The following is a 24,318-nucleotide window of genomic DNA, read 5'->3' as shown; positions in this document are numbered from 1 at the left end:
GCTACTGACAAGCCATCGAGCAGACGGCCCTGGTCGGGAATCAGTTGCTCGATGCGCTTGGTAATCCGCACAACTAAGGGTTACACCTTGCCGTCGACCAAGGGTCTTGCGGCTCGCCGATAGCCCAGTAGCACGTCCAGAACGATAAAGCCCAGCAGACTCACGCCCAATACGGGCAGGGCAAAGCCAGTCAACACTGCGACCAGGATCAACGCCCATTGCGCGCCCGAATTCAATGAGCGCCAGAGACTCAAGAGCGTTGCCTGCTGATTGCGTGGTTGAGAAAGCGTTGGACGACGTCGCCACCACATCACATAACCCATGACGACCATGGCCGCCAGGCCACTGGCGAACACCACCAGCACCAATTGATTGGCCAGACCGAACAACACGCCCATGTGCGCATCAATGCCCCAGCGGGTGAGCTTGGCGGGCAGCGAATAGTCTGCAAACCTGACGTGATCGACCACTTCCAGTGTTTGCGGGTTGATCGACACGGCATCCACTTGCGTCGGCCAACTGCGATCTATCTCGCTGACCACCCACGCCTTGTCGCTGCTCGCGGATGGCCTGATCTCAACTTTGGCTGCATCGATATGCTCGGCACGCGCGCTGGCCAGAACGCTGTCAAACAAGGCAGGGTCCAACACGGATGCCTGTGTCGTCGGCGCCATGTGCATATGGTGCTCGGCGTGCTCGTCCATGGGCATAGACATTGGCATCGCCGCCGACTTGCCCAGTGCGGTGGCCACACTTGGCGTTGACCAGCCATAGTAGGCACGCAGTACGCCAATGTTATCGCCAGCGTACTGTGACCACGTCAAACCGGTGGCCGAGAAGAACAGCAGCCCCAGCAACAGCCATACGCCAGTGGTTGCATGCCAGCGGCGCACGTTGCCGCGTTCATGACTCTGCCGACGACGGCGAACCGTCCACAGCACCAGACCGCCGAGCGCAGCCACCCACAGCCATGAGGCGGCCAGCTCGCTGTAGACCCTGCCCACATCGCCCAGCAGAAGGCCCCGATGAAACTGATCGATCCAGGTGCGTAGGGGTAGTACGCCACTGGTACCGTAGACCTTCATGTCGCCGCGAATTTCGCCACTCACCGGGTCCACGAACAGCGCTCGATGCTCTGATGGGCCAAAGCCCGGATCGCTGAACATGACCCGAGTGGTATCCCCTTCCCGGGGTGCCGGGCGCACTGCGGCAACGCTCAGGCCTGGACCTGCCGATGCCTGCGCGCGCTGGATCTGCGCCTGCAAGCTCATGGCAGGACCACGGCTGTCTGTGTGCAGCGCACGCGCATAGAGCGAATCTTCGATCTGCGGGGTCAGCGCATAGACGATGCCACTCAAGGCCGCGACCAGCATGAACGGACCAACGAATACGCCGATGTAAAAATGGAGCCTTTTCAGAAAGGCGACAAACGCCCCGGAAGGCCGTAGCTCCGGGCTTGAACAGGATACAGACATAAGGACTCACCAACGTATAAACGCGCCCCGCCGGAATGACCTTCCGGCAGGCTGTAAAGACAATATCGGTTGTTCGTGCGAGCGATACTCACACGTCCACGATGGGCGCTATGGGGCCTGTGGATTGAGTCGCGGGAGGGAGTACCTTGGCAGGTTGCCGAGCCAGAGGTCGGGCAACACGAAACGAGAACGGCGGATACGGGTCAGCCAGCCCAGCGCCACGAAGAAAATCATCGCCAGCGTCAGCGTGCCGGCAAACGAACAGTCTCCCGACTGCGCCTTCATGCTGCCTGACATGTCCGTCTTTTTGGACGAGCCGTCCATGGACATGTGCATCGTGTGATGCCCACCGTGCATATCCGACATCCCATGGTCTGCATGGGAGACCGACGCCACTGCAGTGCCTGCAAAGGCGGCCATCATCTGGCCATGACCGATGCTGCACGCAAGACCATTGAACAGGACAACTGCGTACAGTATCCAGGCAATGGGCGAGCAATGGGTTCGGAAGAAGTTCATGGCGGCTAATTTAACATCTCCAGCCGGAACTAGACAGAACGGGGTATACAGATCGGCAGCCTTCGCAGGGGCGATAATCGCGGTGAAGCGGGTTACACGAGCCCGCCATGTGCTGGTGGACGCCAGGGCGCACCGCGTGGCTCCTTGCTTCGCTGCATCGAATGAACCTGGCAATTGCAGTCGAGCAGACAGTCGTTTTTAAATCCGTCGTTAAATACTTCGCCTGTACCCGCTACCTACAGGATCGTGCCAATGGACATAAGAGAACATGAAGTAAACCTTGAACAACTTGCAACAACCAGCACGCGTGCACTGAACCGACTCGAACTTATAACACCCCCAATCACACCTCGATGATGACCCGTACCAACCTGGCCCTTATACACGTACTTTTTCCATACCACACTGCCCGACTCTATCGCTTGGTTATATATATCACTTGATAGCGACACTGTTTTCTACACCCGAGCGAATTCCTCTCGCCCCGGGTTTATCCGGACGCGCAGTCTGCTTTTCAAAAAACCGAGAAAAAAGCTGCCTCCCCCCCCAATGAAACCGGGCCAATAGCAACCTGTTCGATTCATGTTCGACCCTGTTAAAAAACGCGAAACCCATTTCGCGGTCATGAAACCTTCATTAAAAAATCCTGCAACTGCAACACACTTCATCCGCTTTAACTTTCTATGATTATCATGAGCAAGCTGAACTAAAGCTGTCTGTTCATGACGAGTTCGATGAAACCTGAACGCCAGATTAATAATTCTACATGGACGCATAACGACATTGTCGGCCGTTTGAGTTTCACCCTACTCTATGCTTCGAAAGCCTGCCAGGCGATACAAAAAAGCAACGGCGTCTGGACATTATTTTCATAGTTGAACGCCTAAGTTCACCGCACTCACGCGCACTCGTGGTGTGACTTTTTTATGTTCGGCCCTGCTGCGTCAATCGGAGAGTCTCTGTAGATGAGTCAAACTTTTCTTGCCTTTTCACGGCCGTCCATTGGCGATGAAGAAATTGCTGCGGTAACGCGTGTGCTGCGTTCCGGATGGATCACCACTGGCCCGGAATGTCAAAAGCTGGAGGAAGAGTTCGCCGCGCGGACCGGCGCGCAGCATGCAGTGGCACTGTCTTCGGCCACCGGGGCAATGCACGTTGCGCTGCTGGCGCTGGGCGTAGGGCCTGGCGATGAAGTGATTACGCCGTCGCAAACCTGGGTGTCGACAGCCAACATGATCTGCCTGCTGGGGGCCACTCCGGTGTTCGTCGATGTCGACCGTGACACCCTGATGACCAGCGCTGCGCTGATAGAGCAAGCCATCACCCCGCGAACCAAGGCGATCGTGCCAGTGCATTACGCAGGCGCTGCATTCGATCTCGACCCGCTGTATGCGCTGGCCGACCGGCACGGCATTACCGTGATCGAAGACGCTGCGCATGCCGCCGGCACTGCTTACCAGGGACGTCCGGTCGGCCAGCAGGGCACTGCGATCTTTTCGTTTCACGCGATCAAGAACATGACCTGTGCCGAAGGCGCGATGCTGGTCACCGACAATGCGCGACTGGCTGATCGGGTGCGTCAGCTCAAATTTCATGGCCTGGGTGTCGATGCCTACGACCGCCTGACCCTGGGTCGCAAGCCCCAGGCCGAGGTTATGGAGCCTGGTTTCAAATACAACCTGGCCGACATCAATGCGAGCATTGCGCGGGTGCAGTTGCAACGCCTTGATGCCATCAATGCACAGCGCCAGGCGCTCGCCAGCCATTACCTCGAACGACTGGCCAGCAGCCCCGTTCTGCCTCTCGCCCTGCCCCGGCATGCCCAGCAACACGCCTGGCACCTGTTCATTCTGCGCATCGATCCCGAGCGCTGCGGGCTGGATCGCGACGCCTTCATGAAGGCCTTGCAAGCGCGAAACATCGGCACCGGCATTCACTTCATCGCCACTCACCTGCACAGCTATTACCGCAAGCGTTTCCCCGACGTCCGCCTGCCCGACACGGAATGGAATTCATCAAGGCTGTGCTCCATACCCCTGTTTCCCGACATGACCCTCGATGATGTCGAGCGGGTTGTCGGTGCCATTGAATCGACCGTGGAATCCAGCCATTGAAACCGTATCCCATCAAGTTCGTGTCGATCGTCATACCCGTCTACAACGAACGACAAAGCCTGCCAGAATTGTTGCGCCGTACTGAAGCGGCCTGCAAACAGCTCGACCACCGCTTCGAAATCGTGCTGGTCGACGATGGCAGCCGCGACGACTCGGCAGACATCCTCCAGCGGGCTGCCGAGCGCGCCGACAGCCCCTTTGTCGCAGTGATCCTGAATAGAAACTACGGTCAGCACGCCGCCATCATGGCCGGATTCGAGCAGTGCCAGGGCGACGTGGTCATCACCCTCGATGCCGACCTGCAGAATCCGCCCGAGGAAATCCCTCGCTTGGTAAAGCTCGCTGAACAGGGATACGACGTAGTCGGCACGGTGCGCAGCAATCGTCAGGACTCCGCCTGGCGACGCTGGCCATCGAAACTCATCAACCTGGCGGTGCAGCGCTCCACCGGCGTGGCCATGAACGATTACGGCTGCATGCTGCGCGCATACCGGCGCACGATTGTCGACGCCATGCTCGCCTGCCGGGAGCGCAGCACATTCATTCCGATTCTGGCGAACAGTTTTGCGCGACACACCACCGAGGTGCTGGTCGATCACGCCGAACGCGAGCACGGCGACTCCAAATACAGCCCGATGCGCCTGATCAACCTCATGTTCGACCTGATCACCTGCATGACCACCACGCCCCTGCGCCTGCTCAGCATCATCGGCTTCAGCATGGCGTTGCTCGGTGTCTCGTTCGCGGCCCTGCTGATCGTTCTGCGCCTGATCTTCGGCGCGTCATGGGCCGGGGACGGCATGTTCGTACTGTTTGCCGTGCTGTTCGTATTCACCGGAGGGCAGTTCATCGGCATGGGACTGCTGGGTGAATACCTGGGCCGGATGTACAGCGATGTGCGTGCGCGTCCGCGGTTCTTTATCGAAAAGGTCGTGCGCAGCTCGTCACCGGTTGCCACCGACAGCATTGATTCCTCTGTAACTCCCTATATGAACAAGGTCGCGCCATGAGCACTAAAGCTGTCGTTTTCGCTTATCACGATATTGGCTGTGTCGGCCTGCAGGCGTTGCTGGACGCGGGCTATGAGATTGCGGCGGTGTTCACCCATGCCGACGACCCCAAAGAAAAAACCTTTTTCGGCTCTGTGGCGCAGATGTGCGCCCGGCACGGCATTGCAGTGCATGCCCCCGAGGACCCGAATCACCCGCTATGGGTAGAGCGCATCGGCAAACTGGCGCCGGACTTCATTTTCTCCTTCTACTACCGCCAACTGCTCGGCGATTCGCTGCTGGCCTGCGCGAAAAAAGCTGCGCTGAACCTGCATGGCTCGCTGCTTCCGCGTTATCGCGGACGCGCGCCGGCCAACTGGGTGCTGGTCAACGGCGAAAGTGAAACCGGCGTTACCCTGCATCAGATAGTCAAACGCGCGGATGCCGGGCCGATAGTCGCTCAGCAGCGGGTGTCGATCAGTGCCACCGATACTGCCTTGACGCTGCATGGCAAATTGCGTGACGCCGCCGCTGACCTGCTTTGCGAAACACTGCCCCTGCTGGCCGCGCAAGGGCAACTGCCAGCTACGCCCCAGGATGAATCCCGTGCGACGTATTTCGGTCGGCGCACCCCGGCCGACGGTTTGATTGACTGGTCGCTGCCAGCCACTCAGCTCTATAACCTCATCCGCGCGGTAACACAGCCCTACCCTGGCGCGTTTTGCCCGGTCGGTGACAACAAGCTGATCGTCTGGGCTGCCAGCGTGGACACGAGCAGCAATGGCGAGGCGCCCGGCACGGTCATCAGTCACGAGCCATTGCGTATCGCCTGTGGCGAGGGTTCGCTGGTCATCACCGCAGGGCAACGCGGTGACAGCGGCTTGTACCTCAGTGGTGCGCAACTGGCGCGCGAATTCGGGTTGGTAGCAGGCTCACAACTGCTCGACAAGGCAAAGCGCCGGTCGGTTCGTCGTACCCGAGTGTTGATCCTCGGCGTCAACGGTTTCATCGGCAACCACCTGTCCGAGCGTCTACTGCAGGATGACCGTTACGAAATCTACGGCATGGATATCGGCTCGGACGCCATCGAGCGCCTGCGTGCCAAGCCGAACTTTCATTTCATCGAAGGTGACATCAGCATCCATACCGAATGGATCGAATACCACATCAAGAAATGCGATGTCGTGCTGCCGCTGGTGGCCATCGCCACGCCGATTGAATACACGCGCAATCCACTGCGGGTTTTCGAGCTGGATTTCGAAGAGAACCTGAAGATCGTCCGCTACTGCGTGAAGTACAACAAGCGCGTGATTTTCCCCTCCACGTCCGAAGTCTATGGCATGTGCCAGGACGCAAACTTCAACGAAGACACGTCCAACCTGGTCGTTGGCCCGATCAACAAGCAGCGCTGGATCTACTCGGTGTCCAAGCAGCTGCTGGACCGGGTGATCTGGGCCTATGGCCAGAAAGGCCTGCAATTCACCCTGTTTCGCCCATTCAACTGGATGGGGCCGCGTCTGGACCGCCTGGATTCGGCGCGCATTGGCAGTTCGCGGGCCATCACCCAACTGATCCTGCACCTGGTCGAAGGCACGCCCATTCGCCTGGTGGACGGCGGCGCCCAGAAGCGCTGTTTCACCGATGTCGTCGACGGCATCGAGGCGCTGGCGCGGATCATCGAAAACCGCGATGGGCGCTGTAACGGACAGATCATCAACATCGGCAACCCCGACAACGAAGCCAGCATCCGTCAATTGGGTGAAGAGCTGCTTCGCCAGTTTGAAGCCCATCCGTTGCGCGGCCATTTCCCGCCTTTCGCGGGCTTTCGTGAAGTCGAAAGCCAGTCCTTCTATGGCAAGGGCTACCAGGATGTCAGCCATCGCACGCCGAGCATCGACAACGCCAAAAAGCTGATTGGCTGGACGCCGGGTATCGAGCTGAGCGAAACCATCGGCAAAACCCTGGATTTCTTCCTGCGCGAAGCCATGGCTGAAAAAGCGGATCAGTGCTGATGCAGGCAGGCTTGAGAATCGATGTCGACACTTACCGGGGCACGCGTGAGGGCGTGCCCCGGCTGCTGGACATACTCGACGAAGCGCAGGTCAAGGCGACCTTCTTTTTCAGTGTCGGCCCCGACAATATGGGGCGCCATCTATGGCGCCTGGTAAGGCCCACGTTCTTCTGGAAGATGCTTCGTTCCAGGGCGGCGAGCCTGTATGGCTGGGATATTCTGCTGGCCGGTACTGCATGGCCGGGCAAACCGATCGGCCGTGACCTTGGCCCACTGATGCGTCGCGCGCTGGATGCAGGTCACGAAATCGGCCTGCATGCCTGGGATCACCATGGCTGGCAAGCCAATGCCGGACACTGGAGCGACAGACAGTTGACCGCCCAGATACACCGCGGGGTCGACTGCCTGAGCGACATCCTCGGCCACCCGGTGGTGTGCTCCGCAGCGGCAGGCTGGCGCGCCGACCAGCGCATTGTGCAGGCCAAAGAGGCGTTTGGCTTTCGCTACAACAGTGACTGCCGTGGCGCCAGTCTGTTTCGCCCGTTGCTGGCCGACGATAGCCTTGGTACCGCTCAGGTTCCGGTGGACTTGCCGACCTTCGATGAAGTAATCGGCCCGCACCTGCAGCCGAATGCGTTCAACGACTACATTCTCGGCCGCTTCGCCGCACGACGGCTCAATGTCTACACCCTTCACGCCGAAGTGGAAGGGATCATCATGGCCGACGGTTTCAGGCAACTGTTAAAGCGGGCCAATACCCAGGGCATCCACTTCGCGCCGTTGGGCCATCTGCTGCCCGATGCTATCGAACGGTTGCCTTCCGGGCATATCGTTCGCGGCCACCTGCCTGGCCGCGAAGGCTGGCTGGGGGTGCAGCAGTGATGCACGTCAGGCATCGTCATCTTGCACTGCTGTTATTGGCGTTCGTGCTGGCTTATCTGCTGCCGCTGGGCTTTCACGGCCTGTGGATTCCCGATGAAACCCGCTACGCGCAGATCAGCCAGGAAATGCTCCACAGCGGTAACTGGATCGCGCCACACTTCATGGGGCTGCGTTACTTCGAAAAACCGGCTGCCGGTTACTGGCTGATTGCACTGGGGCAGCAGGTCTTTGGCGAGAACCTGTTCGGCGTGCGCATTGTATCGGCGCTGGCCAGCGGCTTGAGCGTGCTGCTGGCCTATCTGCTGGCCGGCAAGATCTGGAACGACCCGCGCAAGCAGTTCGCCAGCGCCTTGCTGTTCATGAGCTTCGGCTTTGTCGCCGGCCAGGCCGGTTACGCCAATCTTGATCCGCAATTCACCCTCTGGACCAACGTGACACTGCTGGCATTCTGGTACGCCGTGCACAGCGTCGGTCGAGCGCGTCTGGTGGCATGGGCGTTAGTCGGCGTGGCCTGCGGGATGGGGTTCATGACCAAGGGCTTTCTCGCCTGGGCACTGCCCGTCATCATCGCCCTGCCCTATATGCTGTGCCAGCGACGCCTGGCCGAGCTGCTCAGATTCGGCCCGCTCGCGGTACTGATTGCCGTCGCCGTCTGCCTGCCGTGGGCGCTGGCGATCCACCAGCAAGAGCCCGACTACTGGCGTTACTTCTTCTGGCACGAGCATATTCGCCGCTTTGCCGGGGACAATGCCCAGCATGCCCAGCCCTGGTGGTTCTATATACCGCTGCTGGTGGCGGCCTGTGTGCCGTGGGCGCTGCTGCTGCCGGTAACACTGAAACAGGCATGGCAAGAAAAAAGCCGCCCTGACATTGCCTTTTTGCTGCTGTGGCTGCTGCTGCCACTGGCGTTTCTGAGCCTGAGCAAAGGCAAATTGCCGACCTACATACTGCCGTGCCTGCTGCCGTTGGCGCTGCTGATGGCCCACACTCTGGTCGAGCGCCTCGATCGAGGCCACAGCACAGCGTTGCGCGCGAACGGAATATTCAACGCGACCGTCACTTTTCTTGGGCTTGTGGCGTTGATCTACCTGCAACTCAAGCAGCCCGTCTACGAAAACGAAACGATGCATCTGTCACTGGCGGTCATCGTGCTTCTCGGATGGACTCTCGCCAACGCCCTGCAAGGCTTGCGCCCCCTGACCTTTTGGGCCACGCCGGCGCTGGGCAGTTGGCTGCTGATTGCATTGCTGCCCGCAGCACTGCCGAACGATGTGATCAACAACAAGACTCCCGACCCTTTCGTGGTCAGACACCAGGCCGAACTGGCGGACTGCACGCACCTGCTGAGCAACGACCTGGGCGCTGCCTCAGCATTGGCGTGGCGCCTGAAACGGCCTGATGTTGCACTGTTCAACACCTGGGGCGAGCTGGAATACGGCCTGGGCTACCCGGATGTGCAGGGTCGCGAAGTCCGCCTGCAGGACATCGATGCCTGGATGAAGAACGCCCGCAGCCAAGGCCGGGTCGGCGTCATCATGCGCGGCAAGAGCGATGAGGAGCTCAAAGAGCTCGAAAGTCTCCCCAAGGATGGTCAGCGCTATGACGAAGGCAACCTGGCCATCCTCGTTTACGAGAAATCCGAATCGTGACCTGGCTGATGCTGGCAAGCGCATGCCTGCTGACCTGCCTGGGCCAGATCGCACAGAAGTACGCGGTACAAGACTGGCGCGGAGCATTTCCCGGCGCGTTTGCAGCGCTGAGCTCGATATGGCTGTGGCTGGCGCTGGCCTGCCTTGGGTCGGGCCTGCTGGTCTGGCTGCTGGTGTTGCAACGCCTGGACGTCGGCATCGCCTATCCGATGCTGGGTGTTAACTTCGTACTGATCACGCTGGCAGGTCGCTATCTGTTCAACGAGCCGGTTGACGCACAGCACTGGCTGGGTATCGCGCTGATTCTTGTCGGGGTATTTCAGTTGGGGCGTCAGGCGTGACCCGCTGCCGGGCAACCCTGTGTGCCATGGCCAGTGTGGCGCTGGTCAGCGCGGCACAGCTGGGCATGCGCTGGAGCATGAGCCGCCTGCCCTCGCCCGCACAATGGCTCGAACTGCACAATCCGACGCAGCTCGATCTCAGTGCCCTGATGGTCGTCTGCGCCTCGATCACCGCTTATGCGCTCTCCATGCTTTTCTGGTTGCTGGCTCTTCGGGTCTTGCCCCTGAGCCGTGCCTATTCGCTGCTCAGTATCAGCTACGCGCTGGTTTATACGCTCGCCGCAGCGCTGCCGTTTTTCCACGAGACGTTCACGGTATCGAAAACTGTGGGTGTCACCCTGATCGTGGCAGGTGTCTTGACCATCAATCTCCGGCGCATCCCCCGGCCATCACTTCAGGATCTTTCCCATGAAAATCAGCGTTTTCGGTAGCGGGTATGTCGGCCTGGTGCAAGCGACAGTGCTTGCCGAAGTCGGCCACGATGTGGTCTGCATGGACATTGATCAGGCCAAGATAGACCAATTGCGTCAGGGCCAGGTGCATATCTACGAGCCTGGCCTGGCCAACCTGGTGCGTGAAAACCTGGACCAGCAGCGTCTGTGCTTCACCACCGACGAGCAGATGGCAGTGGAACATGCCGAGGTCCTGTTCATCGCGGTCGGCACGCCCTCTCGTGCCGATGGCTCGGCCGACCTGAGCGGCTTTTTCGCAGTGGGCGAAGCCATCGCCCGGCATCGACGCGAACCGCTGATCATCGTCGAGAAATCCACCGTGCCGGTCGGCAGTGGCGACGCCTTGCGCAGACACATCGACAAGGCGCTGCGTCAGGCGGGCCGGCTGTTGCAGTTCGATATCGTCTCCAATCCGGAATTTCTCAAGGAGGGCTCGGCGGTCAACGATTGCCGGCGCCCGGACCGTATTGTCATCGGCTGCGAAAATGAAGCCGTGCGCAACGTCATGCGCGAGCTGTATGCGCCGTTCAACCGCAATCATGAGCGGATCATGTTCATGGACCTGCGCAGCGCCGAACTGACCAAGTACGCCGCCAACTGCATGCTGGCGACCAAGATCAGCTTCATCAACCAGATCGCCGAACTGGCCGAGCACCTGGGCGCGGATGTCGAGTCGGTGCGTCTGGGCATCGGTGCCGACTCACGGATCGGTTACGACTTCATTTACCCCGGTTGCGGTTACGGTGGTTCATGCTTCGGCAAGGACATCCGCGCGTTGATTCACAGCGCCCGGGAGGCCAATTGCTCCAACGATCTGCTGTCGGTGGTCGAGGCGATCAACGAACGGCAGAAGAACAAACTGTTCGAGCGGGTCAACGCGTTCTACCAGGGCGACTTGCGTGGCAAGACCTTTGCCCTGTGGGGCCTGGCGTTCAAGCCCAACACCGACGACATGCGCGATGCCCCCAGCCGCGTACTCATGGAAGCGTTATGGGAGGCTGGCGCCAGCGTGCGTGCGTTCGACCCCGAGGCCATGCAGGAAACCCAGCGCCTCTATGGCCATCGCAAGGACCTGATTCTCATGGGTACGCCGGAGTCCGCGCTCAACGAGGCCGATGCATTGATCGTCTGCACCGAATGGCAACAGTTCAAAGCTCCGGATTTCGAGTTGATCCAGCAGAGACTGAACGCCCCGGTCATCTTCGACGGGCGCAATCTGTACGACACTGAACGACTGGCAAAACGCGGCTTCCACTACTTCCCCATCGGACGTGGCGAATCGTGCGACCTGCCAATCCCGCAAAAACAGTGGACGGCCTGTAACCCGCTTGTCAGCAGCCAGGCTGTGTAACGGCCCTGCTCCGGTGACCGTCAGTTGTCGACAGTCGCCGGAGCCTGGCTGACGAAATAGTAGATACGCTCGCCGACCTTGACGCTGTCGATCACTCGCAGGGGTGGTTCGGGAGGCTGCAGGCTTTCCATGATCGCCACATTGCCGTCGGCACGGGTCAAAAAGGTGCTCAATTCAGCACTGGACGTGAACGTGTCCAGCAAGCTCTGGCTGTAGAACACGCTGGCGCCTGCCAGCCGTTCACTGGGCTGAAACAAGACAACATGCCGTCCCTGGACCTGCAGAGCATGAACCTTGTCGGTCAGCGGCAGGAACGACAACTGCCGGTCCGCTCGCGGTTCCAGCCATAGGGCTGCGCCGAGATACCCCGTCACGATCAAAACGGCACCGGCAACCGTCATCGCCCTAGCGTTTCGTACAACCAACGCCGCATACGGAGAGCGCTGCGAGCGCGCCTTGAGTCGCTCGCCCAACACAAAGGTATATTCCGCCGCAATGACCGCAGCCGCAGGGGCCAGTGACATCAGATAAACCATGCGTTTACTCGAGGCCAGCGACAACAGCAGGAACTGCGCGATCAGCCACAAACTGAAAAACAGCAGGTAACGGTTGGCCAGCAGCTGTTTGCGGAAATGCCACAGCCCCAGATAGACGAGCACATTCCACGGCAAAAACGCTTCAGGCAGTTTGGTCAGATAGTAATGCACGGGCTCGTAATGCCCCGCCTCTTCGAACGAACCACTGAAGCGTCCGACACTGTTGGTCCAGAGCACGTCCTTCAACGACTGCGTACCGCCCTGCCCGTATAGAAAGCACAGCCATACCAATAAAGGCACCAAAGCCAGGACGGTGAACATCGCCGGGCGTAGCCAGTGGGAGAGAACAATGCGTTTGCTCTGCACCGACTCGCACACCAGCCAGGCGAAAATGACCACACCCGGCATCGCGAGGCCCAGCACGCCCTTGCTCAGGGTTGCCAGCGCAATCCCCAATACGAAGAGCAACCAGGCCCCTGCAGAAGATCCGTCGCTGCGCAGACGCTGACTGGCGTGAAAGAACCCCAGTAGCGCCATGCTCACACCCAGCGCCAGCAACGCGTCCTCGCCCACCTGTCGCGAATTGCTCCAGAAACTGGCCTGGGTCGCCAGCATGAATGCAGCCACCCACGCTACGGAGGCAGGTCGCCCGAAACGCCGCAGCATGCTGTAAAGCAGCAACACGCTGAACAACCCTGCACAGGCGGATGCGAGCCTTACCGCCCAGGGAGTCGCGCCGAACACCCCGATGGACGCGGCGTCGAGCCAGACACTCATCGGCGGCTTTTCCAGAAACGGTTGATCGTTCAGTTTCGGGGTAACCCAGTTGCCGCTCAGGTGCATTTCCATGGCGATGCCGGCCACGCGGGGTTCTGTCGAGTTTTGTAATTGGTGATTGCCCAACGCGAGGAAAAACAGCATTGCACCCAGCAACAACAGCAACGGTGAAAGCACACGAGAAGTCATCAAGGTAGGTACCGGGTTGACGGGGGGCAAGCAAACAAGCGAATCGGTCTGGCGAAGTATAAGTCGCCAATTGTTGAAGAATTGTTAACCGGCGGCACACCAGGCAGCCACTCAACGCTTGTTCAAAAGCTCGGCAAAAAGTCGGCCGTGAACGCCTGACCTGGCGCAGATCCCCCGTGGCCCAGAACGCATTCGACATGCAGGATGCGACCGGTGATCGGGCCCAATAAATCTCTTCGCAGGTCTACTAATCTTACAGATAAGCCAGCCTGATGCAGGTCATGCCTAAGCGTGACCTGGCCGTGTTGGTCAATCCTCTGTTAACCGCGAACACTTAGTTCAGAAATAGTTATCGGGCAAGCAAAATACAGACGGCGCAAGGGATGCGCCGACACAAGCAACAGGGAGAGTTATGAAAACAATGCCGGCTTTCACGTACGTGTTTTTCCTGGGTTTTTTCCATTCAAACGCCTTCTCTACAGAGATGAATCCTTATGAGCAGATCATCAGCATTGCGCAAGGTGAGCAGGTCTGTTTAACCCTCGACAGTGATTTAAGTTCTGTCTCACTGCAGAAGTGTGTCAACACCGATTATCAACAATGGATCTTTGTGTCATCAGGGCCCATGCTGTACCTAAAAAACAAGGCGTTAGGCGGATCAACGCAGGCAATGTGTTTGTCGGCGTCGAATCCAAGTCACGCCAGCATGAAAACCTGTGCCAGCGCCGACAGCAACGATTATCAATCCTTGCGACTCTGGAGCAGAGACGGTGACCACACCAGCGTGTTATCAAATAAATACATCAAGGATTTAGGGTTTGATAACTACCTGCTTAGTAATGGAAACGAGCAGCTGGTATTTGGCCCTGCAGAGGGAGCTTCATCACAATGGACAATCACCCAACCTCTTTACGAAGAAATCATCAGTACAGTGAATGGCTCGGACGCCTGTTTAACGCTGGCGGGTGACATGACCAGTGTGGTACTGCAAAAGTGCCTGGGGAGGGACAGTCAGCAATGGACTTTTACGCCCAAGGAAAAAAGGCTTTATGTAAAAAACAAACTGCTGTCCACATCAGCGCAAGAAATGTGTTTGTTTGCGGCAAATGCAAACAGCGTAAGAATGGCCGCGTGTGCCAGCGCCGGCAGTCATGACTATCAGTCCAAGCGACTGTGGAACCGGGACGGCAACACCCCCAGTCAGCTGTCAAACAAATATATCAGTGACCTGGGAATGGCTAACTACCTACAAATCAATGCCAGCGAACAGTTGATATTTGGTGGCAAAGAACAAGGCTCGGCGAGCTGGAGTATCGCCAAGCGTTACGGTTACATCAGGAACGTTGAAAAAGGGCAGGAAACGTGCCTCGCTTTGTCTGCAGATGAAGTCAGCGTCGAGTTTTCTCCCTGTAAAAGTGTGCCCGGACAAGACTGGCGAATGTCCGTCATCGCACCGGGGTATGACAAATTGACCAATCGCGCGCTGCTGGACAGGGACACGGAAAAGTGCTTTGGGTCAAATAGCAAAATGATCAACTGCCAGGGTACCGGGTATACCTCGGAGCGTTCCTGGAGTTACAACAGGAACTTCATCCCCCTCATAGAAGGGTTTGTATTGGCCAATAAATATCGCAACGATCTTGTCGGTCCCAACGAAGTTCTGGGCTTTGCAGGTCACACCATCCAGATGGTGCCGGAATCACGGTCGAAGGCAGTGACATGGAACTTTGAATTGGCAGTACCTAAAATCCCCAGACGCCCCATCGTAGGCGATAGAAAAGTTCTCCTGCTGCACACCCGATACAGTGACAAGCCAGAAACCGACTTCGAGGCCACCAGGAAGGCCTTCTTCGGAGCGCCTGGTGATAACGAATCATTTGTCAACGCGGTCTCTTTTTCCTCCGGCGATCATCTGAAGTTCATCGGGGATGCGGTGACCGGTCTAGACCTGGGCCCAAGACCTTCAGGTTGCCCGTCCACTGAACTGAGGAACAAAGCGATAGAACTCGCACGCGACAAGGGAACTGACAGGGATAATTACGATTATGTCGCCGTTGAGATTCCTTCTACTTCGTGCTCCTGGGGTGGGCTTGCTGAAATGCCGGGCTGGTGGGCCATGGGAAATAATTCGGGCCACAAGCCATGGATGTGGCAACACGAATTCGGTCATAGCTTCGGCGGACCTCATGCGACCTCGCTGGAGCGCTGCCCTTACAATAATCGGGAAGTTGTGCAAATCGGCGGCAGTGGGTGCGCAGTCACTAATAGCGCTGACCCTTCGGATACCCTGAATGGTGGAGGGTCACGTCTTTACCCCATTCCTTATTTGTACTACACGGGATGGCTCACTGATGACCAATTTCCTGAAGTGATGAAAAATGGCACCTATAACATTGCACCCTTGTTCAGAGCGGCAGATCCCGAAGTGGTCAAAGGCTTACGCCTGTTTCGTAGCGATGGCAGTTATCTCACGCTGGAATTCCGCAAGCCTTCACCCGGCTTTGAAAACTGGCCAACTGACGATCCGTTTGTCAATGGTGTGATTGTGAGAATCGCTCGTTTTAATGGCAACTCCGTCTCCAACACGCTCGTAGACACAACGCCATCAGGCATACATGGCATGAATGACGCTCCGTTGCGGCAAGGTGGGTCGGCAGACGATGTGTTATCCGGGAAGCGAATCAGAGTGACCCATGCCGATGACACAGGGGCTACCGTTGAAATCAACGATATTCCTGGTAGCTCTTTGGCAGAACGCTTGCTCTTTGAACGCTCTTTTATTGAGCAGACTGCGGGACAGGATGATGAGGTGGTGGAAGATTGAGAATGTGCCGAAAGGTAACCTCAATCAAAAAATGTCGACTGCATCAGTATCAACTGCACGCCATCAATCACCTGCATCATGAATAAAAACGGGGAGCGATCAACGCTCCCCGTCTGGTGCTTCAGTTCAAGTCTTATTGAAGTGAATCAGACCGCAGCAACAACCTTGGCTGGCGGCTGAGTACGACGACCAAGTACACCTGCACCCGCAGCTACCAGACCCGAGATCACCAGCGTGATCAGCAGAATCCAGGCACCTTGCGAAACACGCTTGGCGGTCACTTCAGCCGCTTCGCGGGCTTTCTGTTCGGCCTGAGCTTTCAGTTCCTGATACTTGGCATAAGCCTGACGATAGCTGGCCTGAGCCTGATCGACGATCTGGTTGGCTTCGGCATCAGTCTTGTTGCCACGCGCCTTGATCAGATTGACCAGCGCCTGACGGTCAGCCGCATCCCATGCCTGGTCGCCTTTGGCTTTGATGCGATCCATCAGGCCGCTCAATTGCTGGTCGGCTTGCTGAGGATTCTGTGCGCTCTGCTTGGCAGTGTTCTGCGCGTCTTGCTGAGTCGCCTGAGCTTCCTGCTTGACGTTATCCGGGTTCAGTTCGGGCTTGCCGGTCTGACGCATGGCTGTTTCGATCTCGCCCTGAATATCGTCCAGATTGAAATCAATGCCTTGGGCGCGCAATTGATCCTGAATCTTGCTGCCAACGGCCGGAGCCACCTGTGCGATACCGCTGCCCAGTGCCGACATGCCGCTGCCCGCCAGGTTAAGGCCGCCGCGCACCACGCCAGTCACTGCGCTGGAGACCAGATAAACCGTGATCAGCGAGACGCTCGCCCATACCAGCAAGCCATGAAATGCACCTTCACGCTGCGCCAGACGTCCAGCGGCCCAGCCTCCGACGAATAGGGAAATCACCGAGCTGATCACCACCCAGATACCTGCACCCGTACCAATGCCGGACAACGGATTGGCTTCCTGCATGGGATCGATACTGGCACTTCCGATTGCCGTACCCAACAGGTTCAGCAACAGCGAAACAACCATGGCCAGAACAACACCGGCCAGAATCGCACTCCAGGAGATTCGTTTAAGCAGCGGAGCCGCAGCATGAGTTTCGTGGTACACGGGGGCACCTGGGGCGATACGGTCGTCGCGAATCATAGTCATAGTCCTTTGAGTCATTGGCAGTAAACGCACACATGTGTGGCGTACCCATCAATGACCCGAGCGACGTTCAAGAAGTTTAAAATTTTTATAGACTTTTTTTCAGGCTTGAAAAGCACAATAGAACTGTATTGATAGTGACGCACATCAAAGGAACGTTACCTGCGCGCCATGCTCCAAGCGAGTTACAAACGTTTCGTTTTATTAGGTTGTTTGCTCTAACTATTAGGAGTTGTCTGGTGTCCGTTAATAACAGACGGGCATTAACCGGCTGTCCGCTTTTTTGAATACCGACACTCACTGGATATACCCAACCTTACAAGGGGGTGCGCAGGTATCGTAATAAAGACAGCACCAAACAGCATGAAGGCCCGACTGAGAACAGGCAGGCCTTCATGTGTTCATTGTCAGTATCGTCAGGCGATACCGTTCGGCCCGTCGAGGACCTGCCTGACCTTCCGGGCGAGGTCCTGCGGCATACAGGGCTTGGACACCACTTCAAACTCGGAGCCGCCAATGTCGGTTCGCTCGATGGAGCTCTCAGCGTAGCCGGTGGTCAACAGCACCTTGACCTTCGGGTACCTGCGCCTCACTTCACGCGCGAGCATCACGCCATTCATGCCGCCCGGCATGATCAGATCAGTGAACAGCAAATCATACATGCTGCCAGCCTCGAAGCGCTTGAGTGCCTCACGGGCATTGAGGACGATTTCCGACACATAGCCGTAATCATCCAGCACCATCTTCGCCAGCTCGGCCACGTCAGGACGGTCTTCCACGATCAGAATCCGCTCGGAGCTGCCAACGCGCTTTTCCGAGGCTTTCGGCGGATCGTTTTTGCTCAGCACCGCTTCGTCTACAGGAAAATACAGGCGCAGCGTGGTGCCGACACCTTCTTCGGTATAAATACGCGCAGCACCACCCGACTGTTTGGCAAAGCCATAGACCATGGAGAGACCGAGCCCGGAGCCCTTGCCTTCTTCCTTGGTAGTAAAGAACGGGTCCATTACCCGATCACGGATACTCGCAGGCATGCCAATGCCGTTGTCCGTGACTGCAATAGAGACATAACGGCCGGGTAACAGGCCGTCGTAAGACATATTGGCCAACTCGTCGACGACCAGATTGCGGGTTTCAATGAATATCTTCGGGTCGGGCCTGCCAATCAGTGCATCGCGCGAATTGATGAAAATATTAAGAAGGGCAACTTCTGCCTGGGTCGGATCGATACGGCAGTTCTTCAGTGCCGGATCCAGATCGGTTTCGATAACCACTTCCGGACCGAACGTACGCTCGATCAGCGGTTCTGTCGTGGAAACCAAGCCATTGAGATTGAGCACTCGCCCCTGCAGTTTCTGTTTGCGGGCAAACGCCAGCAGTTGCTTGGTCAGTGTGCTGGCGCGTTCAACGGCAGACTTGGCATGATGAACACTGCGCTGGACACGCTGTACATCAATGGTGGGTTTCTCTGCCGCACTGCCGATCAGATCGATATAACCGCCCATCACTTGCAGCAGGTTATTGAAGTCGTGCGCGATGCCACCGGTAAGCTGACCCAAGGCCTCCATCTTTTGAGCCTGACGCAATGCTTCTTCGGCATCTCGACGGCGACTGATGTCCAGTTGCGAGGCAAAAAAATAAATCAGGTCGCCCGCGTCGTTATAGACCGGGGAAATAAACAGCGCATTCCAGAACGATGAACCGTCCTTGCGATAGTTGAGAATTTCAGTGGAGATATCGACGCGCTCTTCGATTGCATCGCGAATCGACTGCACCGCCGCCCGGTCAGTGTCCGGCCCTTGAAGAAACCGGCAGTTGCTACCGATGATTTCATCAGACGAATAGCCGGTCATTTCCAGAAATGCCTGGTTGGCAAAAATGATGGGGTTGTCCGGGCGATTGGGGTCCGTCACGATCATCGGCATCCGAGTCGTTTCTACGGCCGCGAAAAAGATATCTTTCCCCTGATGCTTGATATCTCCCGTCGCCGCATTGTCGACCCGGGCTTTATTTTCCGACACTCCAGAAACTCCACGACTGTTTATTGGGCTATTGCGCCTGCTCTCTAATGGCTAGGACTGGTGAAGCCTCAAAGGGTTCTCACTGAGCAGACGAAAATCAAATTATATTCACTTAGGGCATTGAACAGGCTCGAATTATCCCCCGGCGTCGCCTGTTCACTCACCCGATTAGTGACGCCTGTCACACATCAGGCATCGAACACCTGTCCCTTTTTTCAGAGCACGCAGGGCCGGCTGTTGACGCCGGCCGTGAACCACAAGGCGTATGCACTTGCAGTACCACCCACCGTTTCTGCTTTCCCCCCTGACGCTGACGCTGCAACTGTTCGGTTTCAGTACAGCTCTTGCTTTTGCCTGCGTCGCCGAGGCTGATGTTGTCAGTCTGTCCAACATCGAAGTTGACGGCTCGAGTACCGACAGCCCGGCGCAAATCGCTCGCGACGCGTTACGGGAAGTTCCGGGCGGCACCAACGTCGTCGATATGAGCACCGTCGAGCAAGGACGGGTCGCCAATAATGAAGACGTATTCAAGTACCAGCCCGGTATATACGCCAAGGCCGCCAACAGTGAGGGGGCAAAAATCTCGATTCGCGGCTCGGGCCTGAATCGGGCGCCCGGCGCGCACGCCTCCGGGCTGTTCGAAATGCTCGATGGCTTGCCGCTGACCGGCCCCGGCGGCACGCCCTACGAGCTCAAGGAACCGTTATGGCTGAGCCATGTGGAAGTGCGACGCGGTGCCAATGGCTTTGAGCTGGGTTCGCTGGCGCTGGGTGGCGCGGTCAACTATGTCACCCACTCCGGTTATGACGCACCCAGGCTGCAGTTGCGCTATGAAGCAGGAAGCCACGGCTACTCAAAACGGCAGATCAGCTCGGGCCAGGTACTGGGCGATCTGGACTATTACGTCAGTCTGACCGATTCAGGCTACAACGGCTTCCAGGACCAGAGTGCAGGCGGCAGCCAGGGCATCGCAGCCAACGTCGGTTACCGTTTCAACCCGAACCTGGAAACCCGCTTCTTCTTTCGTTACCGGGAAACCGACAACGACTCGCCGGGCAGGCTGACCCGCGAGCAGATCCGCCATGATCCGCAGGCGGCCAATGCGCTCAACCGTGCGCGCGACTCAAAACGACTGCAACCCGGCAGCACCTGGCTCGGCAACAAGACCACTGTCTACCTGGATGACAGCTCACGCCTGGAAACGGGGCTGGTCTATCACGATTACCCCATGGACCTGCGCGAGGGCACCAATCGCCTGAAAGTCGCTTACACCGATATCAGCGGCACGCTCAATTACATACGTCAGGACACCGTATTCGGCCGTCAGAGCATTACCACGCTGGGACTGCGAACCACCAAGGGGCTGCCCAACAACGGCGCATCGGAATTCGTCCGCGTGCCTGCCGGCAACACCGCAGGCTATGCGCCGGGGACCAGAACCCGGGATTACAGCTATCTGGGCTCGGACAGCGTGCTGCACCTGAGCAATGATCTGGAGCTGTTACCGGACCTGTGGCTGACAACGGGTGTTGCCGCCCTCTATACCCGTCGCGAAACCGAGGTCACCTACCCCGCCACCCAACAAGCCGTCAGCACTCATGCCTGGGACTATGCCACCCGGCTGGGCCTGCGCTACGACTTCACACCGCAGTTGCAGCTTTACGGCAATCTGAGTCGTTCGGTCGAGCCGCCCCACGCGTGGTCAATGATCTGGGGCTCCAACCGTTTCTTCCCTGCAGGCAGCGGTGCGGCCACCGGTCTGCAGAGTGTCGGCGTCAAACTTGAAAATCAGACCGCGACTACGCTGGAGCTCGGCGGCAAGGGTAACAGCGCAGCAGGCGACTGGACCGCAGGGTGGTATTACTCGCAGGTCAGGCATGAACTGCTCAGTGTCGAAACCCAGACAGCCAGCGCGACAGGCTCGCAAGTCATTGCCGAGTCCAACGCCAGCCCGACCATCCACACCGGTATCGAACTCAGCCTGGACAGCCCGCTGTGGCAGGGAGGCACTGCGGGCAAGGTCGATTTGCGCCAGGCCTACACGTTCAGCGACTTCCACTACCGTAACGACGACCGCTTCGGCGACAACACGCTGCCGGGCATCCCCCGGCATTACTATCAGGCCGAGCTGCGCTACAGCCATCCTGTCGGTGTTTATGTGGCGCTGAATACCGAGCACGCGTCGAGGATCGCGGTCGATTACGCCAACTCGTTTTACGCCGATCAGTACACGTTGCTGGGCGCCACACTGGGCTACGCGTCACCCGGCGAGGACTGGCAGACCTGGCTGGACCTGCGCAACCTGACTAACCAGCGTTACGCCAGCACCGTGACACCCGGTTATGACGACAACGGCAAAGACATAGCGCGCTCGACACCCGGCGACGGGATGGGGATTTATGCGGGCATTTCCTGGAGCCTTCGTTAGGCGCAAGGCATTGTTGGCTGTCAGCGCCTAGAAGTTGGCCGGCGTGTTGGCGCTGATGATCTCGGCTTCGTCCTGGCCGATATTGCGGAAACGATGCGGCAAGGTGGTCGGGAAGTAATAGCCGTCCCCCGGACCGAGGATGTTGACCTGCCCATCGATGGTCAGCTCCACGGTGCCGCGCGTCACCAGACCGCACTCCTCGCCTTCGCTGTGAACGATCGGCTCATCGCCCGAGTCGGCGCCCGGCGCGTACTGCTCACGCAGAAAACGCATCTGCCGGCTCGGCAGGGTCGCCCCGACCAGCAGCAGGCGAGCACCGTTGCGCCCCAGGTCGGGTTGATCACCGGCTCGAAACACGTACTGATCCTGCCCAGGAGGCTGATCGAACGTGAAGAAATCCGCCAGTGTCATGGGAATCCCTTCAAGCAGCTTTTTCAGCGAGCTGATGGAAGGACTGACACGATTTTGTTCGATGAGGGAAATCGTGGCATTGGTCACACCACTGCGTCTGGCGAGCTCACGCTGTGACAGCTTGTAGCTTTCACGCACCAGTTTGAGTCGTGCTCCCGTATCCATAGTGGCCTTATGTGAAAGATATCCGGTGAATGAGGCAGCGCCCCGGCGCAATGGATCGTCCATTACCCGAAGCCCGTCAAGCCGGATATTAAATCACGTTTGCCCACAACACTCAGCAGCTCATCGCTCTAGCGGCTGCTGCGCGCATAGCTCTGGCAGGCCTCACGAAAGGCCTTGAACAGGCTGAGCGACACAGGGTTGTCCATGAACTCCCATTCCGGGTGCCACTGCACGCCCAGCACAAAGCCTGGCGCGCCGGGCATGGAAACCGCTTCCACAAGGCCATCGGGCGCCAATGCTTCTGCGCGCAGGTCCGACGCCAGGCGATCGATACCCTGGCTGTGCAGGCTGTTGACCTCGAACCCCGGCGCCAGCCCGAGCGAGTCGAGCAAACCGCCCATCTGCACCTGCACGGGATGCTTTGGCGCGTACTGCACCGCCAGCACCTCGCTCTGCGGCTCACGGTGATCCAGATAGCCAGGCAACTCCTGGACCCGCTGATGCAGGCTGCCGCCCAGCGCGACATTCAGCTCCTGAAAACCGCGGCAAATGCACAACACCGGCACGCCCTGGGCGATGGCAGCCCTGAGCAGCGGCAGTGTGGTGCGATCCCGGAATACATCATGAGCGGTGCCCTCCACGCTCGCCGGCCCATTGTAGTGACGTGGCTCGACGTTGGACGGCGAGCCGGTAAACAGCAGGCCATCCAGCGACGCGAGCAATTGCGCAGGCTCGGTGGGCACCTCGAGTGCAGGCAGAATCACCGGCATGCCCGCGAAGGCTGCAGCCTCGACGTACTTGTCGCCTGCGGTGTGAGAAGAATACTTGCCAAGTTGCTGACGGCAGGCGGTGACACCAATCAAGGGATGTCGCGACATAGGTTGAATCCTGTTTGAAATCTGAGTGGCCAGCGCCGATCGGGCGCTATCCAGCGAGAATGAAACCAGTCTAGGATAGTCATCTGCGCAACAAACATAGGCATTCCGGCAAAGGAACAATGCACCGATGCAATATGAAATCAGCCACGCCGACCTGTCACTGGTGCTCGCCCTGGTTCGCGGCCGCACATTGGCCCGTGCCGCCGATCTGTTGCAGGTTGATGTATCGACCGTATTCCGCTCGATCCGTCGCCTGGAAACAGCCCTTGGTGCAGCGCTGTTTGAAAAGAACCGGCGCGGGTACATACCGACCGATACCGCGCAGGCCATGGCCGAGCAGGCCGAGCGCGCCGAACAGGCACTTGCCGCTGCGCGCATCGCTTTGCAACAGGGCGAACAAGTGGTCAGCGGTACGGTACGCCTGACCTGTACCGATGCGGTACTGCACAGTCTGCTGCTGCCAGCGCTGGCGGACTTCATGCCGCAGTACCCGGCCCTTACGCTGGAGCTGGCCACCTCCAATGCTTTTGCCAACCTCAGCCGTCGCGATGCCGACATCGCCCTGCGCCTGACCAATACGCCACCCGAGCACCTGATCGGGCGCTGCCTGGGCAGTGCCGACTACTTTGTCTGCGGCCGCCCCGAATACCGCGAGGCCTTGACGCAAAACCCGGCCTCGATCCCCTGGATCAGCCCCGACGACTCGATGCCCGACCATACCTCGGTGATCTGGCGCAAACAGGCGTTTCCAGGGGTATTACCGAGCTACCGCTGCAGCAACATGTCGGCTGTCTCGCAGTTGGTCGCTGCCGGCCTGGGCGTGGCGGCGCTGACCGGCTTCACGGTTGAGGGCCTTGGAGCGGTCGAACGCCTGAGTGGCCCGCTGGAAGGATGCCGCACCGACCTGTGGCTGCTGACCCGCCCCGACTGTCGCGCATTGCGTTCCGTGCAGACCCTGCTGGAAGCACTCGCGCCGCGCCTGCGCGCAGCGTTGCAGGTATCCAGCCCCGGCTGATCGGCCTCTGTGGATCCATTAAATAATAGTTAACTAAATTAATCATTGGATTAATCGCGATCCTGTGGCATTAATAATCGTGAGGAAACAACTTGATTCATTCTGTGGATCCATAAGACCAA

General features: G+C 58.3%; 18 protein-coding genes. 11 read left to right on the top strand and 7 right to left on the bottom strand.

All coding sequences use genetic code 11. The features are described from left to right. Positions 1-80 precede the first annotated feature (80 nt). Positions 81-1,475, bottom strand: coding sequence for a PepSY-associated TM helix domain-containing protein (locus LIX91_RS21950; RefSeq protein WP_226489140.1), 1,395 nt, complete (start codon positions 1,473-1,475; stop codon positions 81-83). A 108-nt stretch (positions 1,476-1,583) separates the two neighbouring features. Beyond that, entirely contained in the window at positions 1,584-1,994 is a 411-nt protein-coding gene (locus LIX91_RS21945; protein ID WP_003435296.1) for a DUF2946 family protein, read from the bottom strand. Between the two features lie 965 nt (positions 1,995-2,959). Between LIX91_RS21945 and arnB the strand changes: the two genes are divergently transcribed. The 8 genes from arnB to LIX91_RS21905 are packed head-to-tail and all read left to right on the top strand — an operon-like array spanning position 2,960 to position 11,783. After that, positions 2,960-4,108 (top strand): UDP-4-amino-4-deoxy-L-arabinose aminotransferase, encoded by a 1,149-nt coding sequence (gene arnB, locus LIX91_RS21940; protein WP_100071816.1) that lies wholly within the window; start codon positions 2,960-2,962, stop codon positions 4,106-4,108. After that, a complete protein-coding gene (gene arnC / locus LIX91_RS21935) occupies positions 4,105-5,118 on the top strand; it encodes an undecaprenyl-phosphate 4-deoxy-4-formamido-L-arabinose transferase (protein ID WP_024662437.1) in 1,014 nt (337 codons plus the stop codon). Before arnB ends, arnC begins: the two co-directional genes overlap by 4 nt. After that, complete coding sequence (arnA, locus tag LIX91_RS21930) at positions 5,115-7,109, top strand: bifunctional UDP-4-amino-4-deoxy-L-arabinose formyltransferase/UDP-glucuronic acid oxidase ArnA (RefSeq protein WP_003416762.1); 1,995 nt, start codon at positions 5,115-5,117, stop codon at positions 7,107-7,109. The genes arnC and arnA overlap by 4 nt, the downstream gene beginning before the upstream one ends. Next, positions 7,109-7,990, top strand: coding sequence for a 4-deoxy-4-formamido-L-arabinose-phosphoundecaprenol deformylase (gene arnD, locus LIX91_RS21925; protein ID WP_226489139.1), 882 nt, complete (start codon positions 7,109-7,111; stop codon positions 7,988-7,990). The genes arnA and arnD overlap by 1 nt, the downstream gene beginning before the upstream one ends. After that, on the top strand, positions 7,990-9,639 hold the full coding sequence (gene arnT / locus LIX91_RS21920; RefSeq protein ID WP_226489138.1) for a lipid IV(A) 4-amino-4-deoxy-L-arabinosyltransferase: 1,650 nt from the start codon (positions 7,990-7,992) through the stop codon (positions 9,637-9,639). The genes arnD and arnT overlap by 1 nt, the downstream gene beginning before the upstream one ends. After that, entirely contained in the window at positions 9,636-9,980 is a 345-nt protein-coding gene (gene arnE / locus LIX91_RS21915; protein ID WP_226489137.1) for a 4-amino-4-deoxy-L-arabinose-phosphoundecaprenol flippase subunit ArnE, read from the top strand. The genes arnT and arnE overlap by 4 nt, the downstream gene beginning before the upstream one ends. 26 nt (positions 9,981-10,006) lie before the next feature. After that, entirely contained in the window at positions 10,007-10,411 is a 405-nt protein-coding gene (gene arnF, locus LIX91_RS21910) for a 4-amino-4-deoxy-L-arabinose-phosphoundecaprenol flippase subunit ArnF (protein WP_230412628.1), read from the top strand. Next, a complete protein-coding gene (locus LIX91_RS21905) occupies positions 10,389-11,783 on the top strand; it encodes a UDP-glucose dehydrogenase family protein (RefSeq protein WP_226489135.1) in 1,395 nt (464 codons plus the stop codon). Before arnF ends, LIX91_RS21905 begins: the two co-directional genes overlap by 23 nt. A gap of 20 nt (positions 11,784-11,803) precedes the next feature. Here LIX91_RS21905 and LIX91_RS21900 read toward each other — a convergent pair whose 3' ends face one another. After that, entirely contained in the window at positions 11,804-13,285 is a 1,482-nt protein-coding gene (locus LIX91_RS21900) for an ArnT family glycosyltransferase (protein WP_100071810.1), read from the bottom strand. Between the two features lie 412 nt (positions 13,286-13,697). Here LIX91_RS21900 and LIX91_RS21895 point away from each other — a divergent pair, with 412 nt between their 5' ends. Further along, the gene (locus LIX91_RS21895; RefSeq protein WP_226489134.1) at positions 13,698-16,109 is read left to right on the top strand and encodes a ricin-type beta-trefoil lectin domain protein; all 2,412 of its coding nucleotides are present in this window, start codon (positions 13,698-13,700) and stop codon (positions 16,107-16,109) included. Between the two features lie 146 nt (positions 16,110-16,255). On the opposite strand, the gene LIX91_RS21890 is transcribed toward LIX91_RS21895, so the two are convergent. Both LIX91_RS21890 and LIX91_RS21885 read right to left on the bottom strand, forming a co-directional pair. Beyond that, positions 16,256-17,275, bottom strand: a complete 1,020-nt coding sequence (locus tag LIX91_RS21890; protein ID WP_003416781.1) for a hypothetical protein — start codon at positions 17,273-17,275, stop codon at positions 16,256-16,258. A 419-nt stretch (positions 17,276-17,694) separates the two neighbouring features. Then, entirely contained in the window at positions 17,695-19,299 is a 1,605-nt protein-coding gene (locus LIX91_RS21885; protein WP_226489133.1) for a hybrid sensor histidine kinase/response regulator, read from the bottom strand. Between the two features lie 265 nt (positions 19,300-19,564). Here LIX91_RS21885 and LIX91_RS21880 point away from each other — a divergent pair, with 265 nt between their 5' ends. Next, a complete protein-coding gene (locus LIX91_RS21880) occupies positions 19,565-21,727 on the top strand; it encodes a TonB-dependent receptor family protein (protein ID WP_226489132.1) in 2,163 nt (720 codons plus the stop codon). Positions 21,728-21,754: 27 nt separating this feature from the next. Here LIX91_RS21880 and LIX91_RS21875 read toward each other — a convergent pair whose 3' ends face one another. Both LIX91_RS21875 and LIX91_RS21870 read right to left on the bottom strand, forming a co-directional pair. After that, positions 21,755-22,303: a cupin domain-containing protein gene (locus tag LIX91_RS21875; protein ID WP_003344936.1), complete on the bottom strand. Its 549-nt coding sequence runs from the start codon at positions 22,301-22,303 to the stop codon at positions 21,755-21,757. A gap of 128 nt (positions 22,304-22,431) precedes the next feature. Next, positions 22,432-23,181: a gamma-glutamyl-gamma-aminobutyrate hydrolase family protein gene (locus LIX91_RS21870; RefSeq protein WP_226489131.1), complete on the bottom strand. Its 750-nt coding sequence runs from the start codon at positions 23,179-23,181 to the stop codon at positions 22,432-22,434. A 127-nt stretch (positions 23,182-23,308) separates the two neighbouring features. Between LIX91_RS21870 and LIX91_RS21865 the strand changes: the two genes are divergently transcribed. Then, a complete protein-coding gene (locus tag LIX91_RS21865; protein WP_226489130.1) occupies positions 23,309-24,196 on the top strand; it encodes a LysR family transcriptional regulator in 888 nt (295 codons plus the stop codon). Positions 24,197-24,318 lie beyond the last annotated feature (122 nt).

Source organism: Pseudomonas sp. B20, from assembly GCF_020515755.1.
GTDB classification, from domain to species: Bacteria; Pseudomonadota; Gammaproteobacteria; order Pseudomonadales; family Pseudomonadaceae; genus Aquipseudomonas; species Aquipseudomonas syringae.
This window is presented reverse-complemented; position numbering and strand designations above follow the sequence as displayed.